This is a genomic window from Streptococcus mitis, assembly GCF_001074635.1.
Classification (GTDB): Bacteria; Bacillota; Bacilli; order Lactobacillales; family Streptococcaceae; genus Streptococcus; species Streptococcus mitis_E.
Genome location: NZ_JUQO01000100.1, coordinates 1 through 11566 on the forward strand (window position 1 = coordinate 1; position 11566 = coordinate 11566).

The window sequence follows — 11566 nt, forward strand, 5'->3', positions numbered from 1 at the left end:
GGGCGAAAAACCGCGGTACCACCTTCATTCAATGAACTTGTCATTCTCTTATTCTTATGCAATTGTATGATTGAGTAGCATGACTTCCTAGCTTAGATGGCTCGCAGCACCGCCATTTCTCTGGACTAAGACAAGTGAAAATCAATTCTCAACTTTCTTATTATAACGTTTTTTTAAGCTTGCGTCAACTGGAAATCGTCCTAATGAAATAGTACAAAATAGTAATCTTTCAAAATAAGCTTGTTCGTTAAGAACGAAGTAAATCTAGTAATTCGTCATTGATTTTTTGATAATATCCAAAATAATAATCTTCAATATCAAATGTATCCTGAAGGACAAAACGTAAGGTATCTATTGTTTGGTTCAATTTTTTAGAATTAACTATTTTACCATCGATTTCTGATAGTCCATGTGCAACTTTGTTACGCTCACTATTTAAACCGGTAATAACCTTAAGTGACTTCAATAAGTCAGGAGAGACTTGATAAAAAGTTAGAATATTTTCATAAGATAAAAGGTTTAAGGTTGATTGAGGTGAATAAATTCTTTCCTCTTCATTTTCTATTCCTTTTGCTTTTTTAAATTCTAAATCAATAAAATCTAAAATCTTCTCAAAATCTTTGTATTCTTCATTTAATTTTGGTAAGGCCCCATCATATTTGATTAAATCAGGATAATCTTTTTTGATCTTTTCTTCGATGATAAATTCAACATAAGACTTTGATTTGATTAAGACATCTGCTACTTGTCCTCTCTCTTTCAATACTTCTATCATTAAAAAGTAATTAAGGGCTTTCTTCTCAACATCTGTCAATGGATAGTCTTGAATATCTTTTAAAATAGCTTGGGTTTTAAATACTTTTACAAAGTCATTTAATGTAGCTCGTAAAAAAGATAATTTCTTTTTAGAAAGTAAGTTATTGTATTCTTTTTTTGTAACAAGTTCTTCTGCGGCAAGATAATCATAGGAAGCTATCAGATTTCTTAAATGACGTTTGATTAAAGATTGATTAAATTTTTCAGCCTCATCTTTAATAGTACGATCTTCGTAATCCTTTTGGTTATCCTTGTTTTCAGCAAATAAGTTCTTTTCTTCATCACTTGAAAGCTGAACATATGGTCTATTTGCAGCTCTTTTAGGAGTTGCAACCTGAATAGCCTGAGTATTATAATCTTTGATTCGATTGAGGGCAAATAAAGCCGAAATAATCTGAGGCGTTCCTGAAGATAGGTTTAAGATTAATTGATGATCAGTTCCAGAATATTTTTCAACAATCTGTCCCATAACCTCATACATTTTATCAAATAGATAAACCTCATCATTTTTTAGAATTGTTGACTCAATTGTCACATCAGGATGATAATCTTCTATGGAAAAAATAGCTTGCTCAATGAGATCTTGCTTGATCAGCATCTCCTCACTATAAACTAAAACAATCTTCTCCGGTCTATGAGTGCGTGCAATATGTAATAAAGCTGCATCTCGATTATTGCTTATCGGATCAGTCGTTCCAACTGCTGAAATTAAAATTTCCAAGATATTCTACCTCTCATTATTTCAGTAATTCTAATAATTCTTTATTAAAATCCTTGTAAAAATTAAAATCCTTTTCAGTAAGTTGATACTGTTCCTTGATTAGCCCTTTTAAGGCTTTTAGAACTGGACCTAACTGTTTAAGTTCCTCAGAATCTAGTGAATCCAATTTATGAGCTATCGTATTTCGTGTTTTGTTCATTCTCAAAATCGGTTTGATTTTGTTATGCAATATCCACTCTCTTTTTTCTTGAAGGATCTTGTCATAATCCCAAATCCCGATATAATATTTCACTGAATCGTTCGAGTAATTATCCAGAAATCCTGGATAACGATTTTCGATATAGTCACCTAAGATAAACTCTGTAAGGTTTTTAATTCTAATCAGACCTTCACTAAAATTACCACGTTCTTTTTGCAATTCAATTGTTAGATAAGCATTGAGAACCTTCTTCTTCTCATCACTCCATTTTCTATTTTTTAAGGTTTGGGGAATATCTTGTCTATCTAGCGCATCTACAATATCTTGCAATTTTTTACGCGCTTCTTTCAAACCAGAAAAATCTGGTAATTGATTTGCTAACTCTAAACTAGCTTTATAATCATATTTAGTAATAAAATCACGAATAGTTTTCTTCATTAAATCCTGACTAAATTTCTCCGCACTATCTTCCAAAGTACGATCCACAAACTGATCGGTACTATCTTCATTTAATGAAATCAAATCATCAATATCTTCACTTATATCATGTTTATCTCCTATATTTGGCCCCTTTTGTGGAGAAGCAACTTGAACTGCTTTGACATTTATACCACTCAAACGGTTGATAATAAAAAGAGCAGCGCATATCTGTGGTGTCCCACTAGAAAGATTCAAAATAAATTCATCTTCTTTTTTGTAACATTCATTAATTATTTTTGAGAATTCATCATACATTTTATCGAAAATAAAGACATCCTCACCAATAATTATTTTTTCATGAATAATAATTTCTGGTCTATAGTTTTCAGATATAGAGAAAAGAACTTTATTGTTTCGCTCTTTATTAGGAAGCATCTTATCAGAATACACAATAATAATTTTATCTGGACGATACTTTCTTGCAATATGAACCAGAGCACCATCATGAAATCCTCTAATCGGATCGGAATCACTAACAGCGGATATCAAAATTTTCATTGTAAAATCTCCCTAATCATGAAATTAGCTTTCCCCATTTCATAGAAGGATTCATTATTCATTATCAGTTTACGAGTTGCTTGTGTTGTTTTAACACTTTTCATTGGGGCTTTTGTAAGCTTTAACACACCTTTACCCTTCATCTTAGTTTGTACCGGTTTCTTGTGACGGTCTTGTAAAATATCTTTTGCTTGTTTAAAAATTGTTTTTGTCCAAGCTCCACTACCAGCACCCAAGTATATAGGATATTGAATATTTGGCTGAATTTTATTTTCAGGAAAATCTGATAAGAAAAAATTTTTATATTCTTTGTAAAAGGCTTGCGATATCTGTCCTAATTCTTCCATTAGGATTCCAGCTTCCTTAGTAGTTGTAGTAATGGTGAAATTGATTTTAGTTAAGGGTGCGATTGCTTCCCTGTATAAAGGAAGAGGCTTGGCAGTTAGTGATTTAGCAGAATAATCCCATTTTTGAACTAGAATAATCTGCTCATTGTTAAATGACTCACTATCACTAACACGAATCGCATTAAACAAGTCATTAAATTCTTGACCCTTTTTGGCACCCCAAGGAATCAAAGATTTGTTTTCCTTTTTATCTTTCACAACATTTTTATTATTCCAGTCAGGATTGGTATTCATCAAGATAGTCCGAATAGCTCCCTTTAATGAACTTCCAGGAATATATGGAGTCCCAAACGGGTCTCTCATAAACTTTACTACTTCATTAATAGCACCTAATTTAGAATCATTATCATTCTCTTCAGTTTCCAAACCTGTCTCTTTAATTCTATAACCACCAAAATCACGGTCAGAAATACGGTTATCCTCTAAAAAGGAAATCAAACGATTATTACTTGCTCTTGGCTTTCTCTCTTGTAAGAAGCGCTCAAACTTCTGATCATAACCTTTCTCCACCATTCGATTATAAAACTTACCCATATCAGGGAAATAAAAGTACCCATTTTCATAAATAAATTCACGAGAAGTGTACTTATCACCACTGCCAATATGGATAGGAGCCATAGAAAGAAGGCTGAATTGAAAAGTTCTATATTCTGTTTTCATCTTTCTCCCTCCATCTTAAAAAATAGTGGTTTAGCATAATTTAATACTTCATGTGGAAAATCAAGAGGTCTTACATCCACAATCTGTCCTGTAAAGGTTTCAGAGAAAGTAGAGCCAGAAGCAAACTTATATAAATCCTGCTTACGGTAATTTTCATTGGTTTCTGTACTAAAAGCAAAACCACTTGATTTACTTAGTAAATAAGAACTAGCTTCCATTGTGTTTTTAAGTTCATGTTCAACCGGTAGTGAAGTTGTCAAAGTCATGACAGGTCCTTGATGGACCTTGGTAAGACGATTTTTGAAGCCATCTGGTAAATCTAATATAGTCAAATCAAATTGTCCATAGCCACTAGAACGCTTCCCACCAATTCCTGTATACTGCAAGCTTGTCATGAGTTCATTCAAGAGCTCAGACTCGTTTGCAATCACATAAAGTGAAGAGTCATCTCTAAATCTAACAGTAGAAACTTGATAAAGTGCCCCATCCACATGAGGTTGATTTTTTGTGACAATATTTGTTACTACGTGTTCTTCATCTTTAAAAAGCGTTCCATTTACATAAGAATCAAAATTATCCAAAGGGATAAACTGAAGTTTCTTTGCCATTTTTGCTTGACGTCTTACTTCCTTGACATCCGTTGTTAAGTCTGGCTGTTCAAACTTTGGAAATCCTATCGGCTTAGGTAAAAATGGAACTGACAGATAAGGAAAGGAATCAGTCAAAACAAATTCATCTTGACTCACTATTGACACGAATTCCTCCATTTTTCCCATTTTTTTTGCTTCTAATACCAGAGCTGAAAACAAGCGGTCAGCTGCAAAAGTCATTTTAGAACTATCCAGAGTACCTGCTCCAAAGTGAGCAGACTGAAAGTTCATAATATACATCTTATAGGTCATACTAGACCTCCGTAGTTAAAAGTTCATTCAATCTACTAACATCATAGTTTCCGAAAACTGTATTTGCTTTAAGATCCTCAAAAACAACTTTACCATATCCACGAGAACCTGAACCACCTAAATAATCAAGTTCCAACAGTTTTAATCCATCAAGAATCACTTTGAAGTCTTCTTCTACTTGAGCTTGACTCTTGTCTGTCATCTCATAGATCAACTCAAATCCAAAGACACTGTCTCGGATGGCACGCTCAATTTGTCTCGGTTTAGCTACAGCAGAGATACGATCAATGGTATTTTCGAATTTTACTTCAGTATAAATCTTTGCGCCTAAGCTATCCAGTTCATCTTTATTAGATAAAAAAGCATCTCTAAAAATTAAACGACCTACTTTATCGCGCTTAGATGAGCTATTTCCAAATAGTCGACTTAGAATTTCCCCATCTTCTCCTGGCTGCTTTGCTGGTCTAGAATTATATACTTTTGCTAGAAGGGTACGCATTTTCCCTTTGATACTTGACCCTGGGATAATGGGTAGGTTTGTAATTGGATCTTTAATCACAGGTGAGTCCATAGCTCCAATCGCTGCAAAGGCATTACTTGTTCCAATATGAAGTCCTGTCTCTAGACGAATTTCTCCCGTTATTTTAATTTTTGCAAATGTCATTGATCTTCCCCTCCGTAAAATCTGAAATAAGCTACTAGTGCTTCCATATAGCGGCAAAAGCGTTGGAGACTTTCCTTATTGTTTATTTCTTTTAGAATGTCTAGAATCTCAGCCTTTTTCACCAAATCTTTAACTGCAGTTTCTCGGCCCGATTGATAAACAAACTGCACTCTCAAATAAGCAATTTTATCAGCCAATTCCTTATACTCTCTGATCCTACTTTCATCAAAAAGATTACTAGTTAAATTTAGTAGATTTCGAATTTGTGTAGTTGTTAAAAGGAATGCATCAGGATTTCTAAAATTCCTAGTATTTCGATTCAATGATTTAATAACCTTTTCTGCCTTATCTACGTAATTATCATCTGTTAAAATTGCCATCTATGAATCCTTTCTAATCTCATAAATATATAGAAGTAAAGCTATCTCTGCTTCCCTACGTTCATTTTCGCTACCTTTATACCAAGAAAAGAATAAATCTTTGAACTTTCTAAACTCTTCTTTTTTGTCTTTAGGTGTCTGGTCTTCCAAACGAGTTAAATAATAAGCTAATCGAGCAATATTCATACGATCGTAGTTACGAAGGAGCTCAATCAGTTTATAGATAAAGCTCTTACCACGTTCATCTTGGATATTAAAGTAGTAACGAATGCTCTTCAGTTTCCCATTATAGACATTGTCAATAAATTGGTCGAATTTCAAGATATAATTTTTGTCAAAAAGGGAAATACTATCCTTATCGTTATCCTTGGCTGCTCCTTCTAACTTTCCAGTCTCTTCAGCCATGAGGCTAACTGGAGTTTTATCTGGAAAGAGGCCAATCCCTGCTGATAGGGTTAATTTGCCATTTGTCCACTTGATAAAGTTTTGTCGGAGACAAATAGTGAACTCAATAATATCCTGCCAGGAACCGATAGCAAATACATCATCTCCACCGGCATAGATGATTGATAGTTTTTTCTCTTTGGCAAACTGGTTGATATAGACCTTAAAGAAGAGACTCATACTTCTAGAGAAGGTCGCCGAGCGTGCCAGAGTATTATACTTGCCACCATCTTGATAGGAGAATCCAGCCATAAAGGCTGCTCCTAGATCATCCACATCTAGTCGAACAACTGCTAATCGTTTAATCCCTTGTCCAGTTTCCCTATCCTGAGATAGTTGAGCATAATTGTAAATCTCATCATACTTGTAATCTCCGACAAAGACATGGGTTGCTTTTAGGATATCTGTACTATAGCTATTCTTTACATAAACACGGTCCCACTCTTCATTGGCAAGGTCGGCTTTAGAAATACCACTAATATAGGCTCCCGGACCTATCGGCAGGCCTTTTTCTTTTGTCACAATTTTTTCTTTTGTCACAATATAGTAGTTTTCTTGTATTTCCTTGGCAAAGCGATACATTCCTGCACAGATATGGCAGACCTCTTGATCTTTATACTTGGTAAGCTTTTCTACTGAGTGGCAAATAGCACATTCTCTCTGGGAACTTTTTCCTCCTTGGTTGAGTTCAAGGAGAGTTTTGGCATCATAACGAGAAATTTTCTTTTGGGAAATCATCCGACTAGTTGTTTGATAGACTTTTCGATAGTCGGCCAGTGTCGTTGTCATATCATTGGCAGAAAACGGACTCCAACCAAATGCTACGTATAGACCTGTCTGGAAATGCTTGACCAAAAACTGATTGAATTCTGCTTCAAAGTGAGCCAAGCTCTCTCTAGTTTTTTCGGTGTTTGGAAGGATAAAGTAGGCGTGCCCTCCACCAACGTAGAGAAGATTAGCCCTCGTAAGCTCTAACTTCTCCAGTAAGTTGTCAGCGATATGTTCCCCCATAAAATCTAGATACAAGGAACGTGCTTTTAGTTGCTTGGCTGCTCCAGCCGTTGCGATATTGTAGATAAAGTCTTGAATCCCTGACAAGTCAAAACTTGCTAATAAAAAGGCCTTCTCGCTATAAAAAGCTTCTAAATCTTGCCCCAGTACCTTCTCATAGTCACGGCAATTCTTGTCTGCTAAATATTCCTCTATGGCTAGGGCAAAGCCAGCTGTCAGACGACTGTAGGTTGCTAGAGAAATATCCGACAATTCCTTGGTTTTTGTCGAAACAGGCACATAGGAAAGAGTAGACTCAAGGAGATTCAAAAGGGTATCTATCTCAGATTGGCTAAAGTCCAATCTCTCAAACTCTTTTTCTAAGGTCTCTACTATCAAGTCATAATCTGACTGGTCAGATGGTTCACTCGATTCCTTAGCATAGTTTGGTTCCCTGTCAAGCTCTAATGGACGCGCATCAAGATAACGCTGACTAGGGCTATCTGAAAAAACATTAAAGATATCCGATTGTTTGCTTAGGAAATCTTCTTTTACTTGATGAATTCTTGCTGTCCCTTTTAGTCCTGAAGCAATCTTTACAGCAGCTGACGTGATATAGACCAAACTATCAGGAGCTAAGTCCTTCGGCAAATCACTAGAAGTCGCCTTGGCTATCTGCTGGGCTATTTTTTCATTGTCCGAAAAGCGTCTAAACCATTCGGACCCAATGGTACCCAGGTCTTTCTCATCATACCTGGAACCTTGAATCACCTTGCCGATAGCGTGCAAAAGCGATCCATAAACTAAATCATTCTTTTCTTTCTTCAAGTTCTAAACCTCCCATCCCTAAGCTAGTTTTCATACCGAGACCTGAGTACTCCCCAAATTTTAGAAGCATATTAGCATAAGCTTTCAAGGTATTTGGACCTGTAATCTTAAAGGTCAATTTCCCCCTGAAACCAGGTATTTTTTTGCCATGGACTTTAAAATAGCTGGATTCCAATCGATAGCTGGTAATTCTACTATGCTTGACCAAGTAGTCCAAGGTTTCCTCTTCGATTTCCTGACGATTCTCGACCAGACGTGCATACTTCATCATCAAACTCTGAAAGATGAGACGCATGGTCGGAAAGAGCACGTACTCTCCCTGGGAGCGAAATCCTGTCGGAGTTTGAAAATGAATGGTGTAGAGTGACCGATCCTGGTTTTCATTAAAAAACTCAAAAAGTTGCTCCGAACTGAGTTCTTGCATGGACAAAGACTCAACCATGAGAGTTGGTAAATCATGAAGTTCTACTTTCTTGAGCTCCAATAGAACAGGCAAAATCTGCTTGACAGCCTCATCCGTCAGGAGATGAAGAGACCATAGGGTCTTGTCCTTTTGATGGATGATTTTTAGTGAGTAGGGGTTGGTCTCCTGCTCATGTAGCCAAGTCACATAGTCTGATTCTAGGTTCTCCATGAGAAAACCTTGGAATTTTGTCGATAGATCGCTCGGTGATTGATCAATCCTCTTAAATAATAGTTCGATGCGTTTCATATGCCTCCTTTATTAATACAATTGCGCTTTTAGTTTCTCATTAGCGCTTTTTTACTTTTGGAATCCTCTGCCCTTATGAAAATGTCCCCTCTCGAGGTAGATAAGGTAGCTATACAAATCGAGCAAGATGTCGAGACTCATTGCGAAATCAGTTTCCGGCCCCTCCCGAGGTAGATAGGTAGCTATACTTTCGAAGAGGTCACAGAATGAAACGATTCATAGCAATCTGGTTTCCGGCCCCTCTCGAGGTAGATAGGTTCTTATACCTTGGTTCTCGTTTTGAAGCTTGCCTTTTGGGTTGTTTCCGGCCCCTCGCGAGGTAGAAAGGCTCTTATACGTATTGTAGAAAATTGATTGTTGTGGAGTAAATAAAACGTTTCCGGCCCCTCGCGAGGTAAAGTGGATGCTATGCACAAAGGTCTTGATGTTTCTATTTATGCAAAACCTGAATTGTTTCCGCCCCCTCTCGAGGTAGATAAGTAGCTATACTTTTCTCTTGCGAAGGTATTGAGATTGAGGAGGTGGAGTGGTTTCCGGCCCCTCGCGGGGCGAATAGATTGTTCTACACGAAATATGGCATTTACAGATACACATGTACTTGGTGCGTTTCCGGCCCCTCTTGAGGTAGATAGGTTCTTATACGGAACTATACGAAGTATTTGATTTGAAAGACGTGTTTCCGTCCCCTGCCGAGGTGAATAGGATGTTTTACGCACAAAAAACTTCTATTATCAACTGCTGCACTAGTTCCGTCCCCTCTCGAGGTAGATAGGTTCTTATACCAATCTAATGATTACATTAAAAACAATTTTGAAGAACTAGTTTCCGTCCCCTCTCTAGGTGAATAGGATGTTCTACGATAAAGTGAAAGTTGGAGATGAGGTGATGCTATGGTTTCCGTCCCCTGCCGAGGTGAGTTGAGTATTTTACAGCAATAAGTTCGGTGAGTTATGCGCAGGCTATCTCAAATTTCCGTCCCCTGCCGAGGTGAATTGGGTGGTCTAAAAAATTATGACAACATTATTAAAAAGAGATGGAAATAAAGTTTCCGTCCCCTCTCGAGGTAGATAGGTTCTTATACAAAATGACAAGAATTATTTTAACTGTCGGATGCGTTGGGTTTCCGTCCCCTCTCGAGGCAGATAGGTTCTTATACAAAAAGAGAACAATGTTCTTAAATTATCTCAATTGATGTTTCCGTCCCCTTGCGAGGTAGATAGGTTCTTATACCGCTGGAGATGAAATTGAAGCAGCAATCAAAAATGAGTTTCCGTCCCCTCTCGAGGCAGATAGGTTCTTATACCCCATATTTTGTGGTTGGATTTAAAAACAAACACAAGATATAACCTATTTGGAAACTAATTATAGTATACCATAAATTGTAAGAGTTTTCACATCAAAAAAAACAAACAATCTGCTTCTTCTAGCTCTCTATCATCGGTATTCAAACGAATAGTCTCTTCTCGATTCCCAACATAGACAATAATGTTATCAAACTCGCTAGGATCATAAAAATATTCCAATTCTCGAATCAAGACTTGATAACTAGCCTTCTCCAAATCAATTTCAAAACAAGAGCGTTGGACTCTCATCCCAAATCCTTCTAACAATTTAGCTAATCTTAATCTTCTTTTATTGCTAATAATATCGTAGATTATCAGACAAAAGAGGGATTTCTTTTTAACAAATTCCTTTTCTTCTCCTGATAAATGATAATATAATCCCATCACTCTTCTCCTGTATAGGCTGTTACATACAAATGACTATCCTTCTGTTCAAAAGCTCGAATCCAGCGCTTAATCTACTGGTCAGCCGTGTAAAGGAAAGAATAGCGCTTTTTATCCAGCTCGATATACTGATGTATCTCTAGCATCCTCTCTCTAATAGCTAGAAGAAATACTTTCCTTCCCTCATCTTTTAAAATAAAAGTACCATCAGCCTTTGTTTCAAAATGCTCATCTTTTAAACTCTCTTCCAAAATCAATTTCATAATAGTATTGTCTACAATGACTGGTCTCCACTCCTCCATCAAATCGCTCGCAAGACAAGCGTGATGACCATGTCTCTGATGTAGGACACCAAATCCATAACTTAAGCCATTTTTCCGTATCAAACCCAAGAAGCAAGAGTAAAGAATGGAGTAGCCAAAATTTAGTAAACAATTGAAAGAATCCGTAGCAGGCCGCCTCCTACGACCGTAAAAACGAAAAGAATCCGGTACTAGTAAGCTCAGATAGTAAAAATAAGATTTCGCAATACGACCTTCATACCCCATTATCTGTGAGATGGACTCGGCCTCCTTTATTTTTTGGAGAGTTAAATGAAAACGTCCAAAATCATTTACTGACAAGATTCCATCTTGATTATAGCTTTTCAACAAGGAAAGTTGATGCTTAACTTTAGCAGATACGATTTCCTTTGAAAGAGCTAGACAAAAGTCTTGGTCTAGGCAAGCCCTGACTTGTTTCTCTTGCTTATCAAAGTCTTCTTGACGATAAGAATCTAAACAAGCCAAAAATTTTCCCTCGCTAGAAAAATAGTAGACATTAATATTCTCCCTTGCTAAAGCTTTCAATAATTGCGTACTTATTTGAGCCTGACCAAAAATTAAAAGATTGTCTACAAGGTAGATGGATACTTCTCTCTCGATTTCTCGCTGACTATTTTTTATGATGATTTTCTGATTGGATAGTCCTAAAAAGTAGTCCGATTTTTGTATAAATAAATCACTCATCCATCACTTTTCCTCCTAAAATCATAAAGGATACTAGTCTATCACTTTTTAAAAAATTGTCAACTATTTTTTGTACTTTTTTAAAAGCAAAAACGAACCAGCTTGACTGATTCGTTTCGTGACTGCTAACT

Annotated in this window: 10 protein-coding genes; all 10 read right to left on the reverse strand. The window is 36.5% G+C overall.

All coding sequences use genetic code 11. From position 1 onward, the window contains the following. Positions 1–247: 247 nt before the first annotated feature. The 10 genes from csm6 (ADI58_RS04115) to cas1 all read right to left on the reverse strand — a co-directional run bounded on the left by csm6 (ADI58_RS04115) (position 248) and on the right by cas1 (position 11435). Complete coding sequence (gene csm6 / locus ADI58_RS04115) at positions 248–1537, reverse strand: type III-A CRISPR-associated CARF protein Csm6 (RefSeq protein WP_049521568.1); 1290 nt, start codon at positions 1535–1537, stop codon at positions 248–250. 16 nt (positions 1538–1553) lie between these two features. Further along, positions 1554–2714 carry a type III-A CRISPR-associated CARF protein Csm6 gene (gene csm6 / locus ADI58_RS04120; RefSeq protein WP_049521569.1) on the reverse strand — a complete coding sequence of 387 codons (1161 nt, stop codon included), beginning with the start codon at positions 2712–2714 and terminating at the stop codon, positions 1554–1556. Beyond that, positions 2711–3781 carry a type III-A CRISPR-associated RAMP protein Csm5 gene (csm5, locus tag ADI58_RS04125; protein ID WP_049521570.1) on the reverse strand — a complete coding sequence of 357 codons (1071 nt, stop codon included), beginning with the start codon at positions 3779–3781 and terminating at the stop codon, positions 2711–2713. Before csm5 ends, csm6 (ADI58_RS04120) begins: the two co-directional genes overlap by 4 nt. After that, the gene (csm4, locus tag ADI58_RS04130) at positions 3778–4683 is read right to left on the reverse strand and encodes a type III-A CRISPR-associated RAMP protein Csm4 (protein ID WP_049521571.1); all 906 of its coding nucleotides are present in this window, start codon (positions 4681–4683) and stop codon (positions 3778–3780) included. The genes csm5 and csm4 overlap by 4 nt, the downstream gene beginning before the upstream one ends. Before the next feature lies 1 nt (position 4684). Continuing rightward, complete coding sequence (gene csm3 / locus ADI58_RS04135) at positions 4685–5347, reverse strand: type III-A CRISPR-associated RAMP protein Csm3 (RefSeq protein WP_049521572.1); 663 nt, start codon at positions 5345–5347, stop codon at positions 4685–4687. After that, a complete protein-coding gene (csm2, locus tag ADI58_RS04140; RefSeq protein ID WP_049488611.1) occupies positions 5344–5727 on the reverse strand; it encodes a type III-A CRISPR-associated protein Csm2 in 384 nt (127 codons plus the stop codon). The genes csm3 and csm2 overlap by 4 nt, the downstream gene beginning before the upstream one ends. Continuing rightward, complete coding sequence (cas10, locus tag ADI58_RS04145; protein WP_049521573.1) at positions 5728–7989, reverse strand: type III-A CRISPR-associated protein Cas10/Csm1; 2262 nt, start codon at positions 7987–7989, stop codon at positions 5728–5730. Further along, entirely contained in the window at positions 7970–8701 is a 732-nt protein-coding gene (cas6, locus tag ADI58_RS04150; RefSeq protein ID WP_049521574.1) for a CRISPR-associated endoribonuclease Cas6, read from the reverse strand. Before cas6 ends, cas10 begins: the two co-directional genes overlap by 20 nt. Positions 8702–10092: 1391 nt before the next feature. Then, complete coding sequence (gene cas2 / locus ADI58_RS04155; RefSeq protein WP_049521575.1) at positions 10093–10428, reverse strand: CRISPR-associated endonuclease Cas2; 336 nt, start codon at positions 10426–10428, stop codon at positions 10093–10095. A gap of 74 nt (positions 10429–10502) precedes the next feature. After that, on the reverse strand, positions 10503–11435 hold the full coding sequence (cas1, locus tag ADI58_RS04160) for a CRISPR-associated endonuclease Cas1 (protein WP_239683526.1): 933 nt from the start codon (positions 11433–11435) through the stop codon (positions 10503–10505). Positions 11436–11566 lie beyond the last annotated feature (131 nt).

Bases quoted from the DNA above. Each gene is read 5' to 3' on its own strand.
- csm6 (WP_049521569.1), bottom strand. From the start codon at position 2,714: ATGAAAATTTTGATATCCGCTGTTAGTGATTCCGATCCGATTAGAGGA.
- csm5 (WP_049521570.1), bottom strand. From the start codon at position 3,781: ATGAAAACAGAATATAGAACTTTTCAATTCAGCCTTCTTTCTATGGCT.
- csm4 (WP_049521571.1), bottom strand. From the start codon at position 4,683: ATGACCTATAAGATGTATATTATGAACTTTCAGTCTGCTCACTTTGGA.
- csm3 (WP_049521572.1), bottom strand. From the start codon at position 5,347: ATGACATTTGCAAAAATTAAAATAACGGGAGAAATTCGTCTAGAGACA.
- csm2 (WP_049488611.1), bottom strand. From the start codon at position 5,727: ATGGCAATTTTAACAGATGATAATTACGTAGATAAGGCAGAAAAGGTT.
- cas6 (WP_049521574.1), bottom strand. From the start codon at position 8,701: ATGAAACGCATCGAACTATTATTTAAGAGGATTGATCAATCACCGAGC.
- cas2 (WP_049521575.1), bottom strand. From the start codon at position 10,428: ATGGGATTATATTATCATTTATCAGGAGAAGAAAAGGAATTTGTTAAA.
- cas1 (WP_239683526.1), bottom strand. From the start codon at position 11,435: ATGAGTGATTTATTTATACAAAAATCGGACTACTTTTTAGGACTATCC.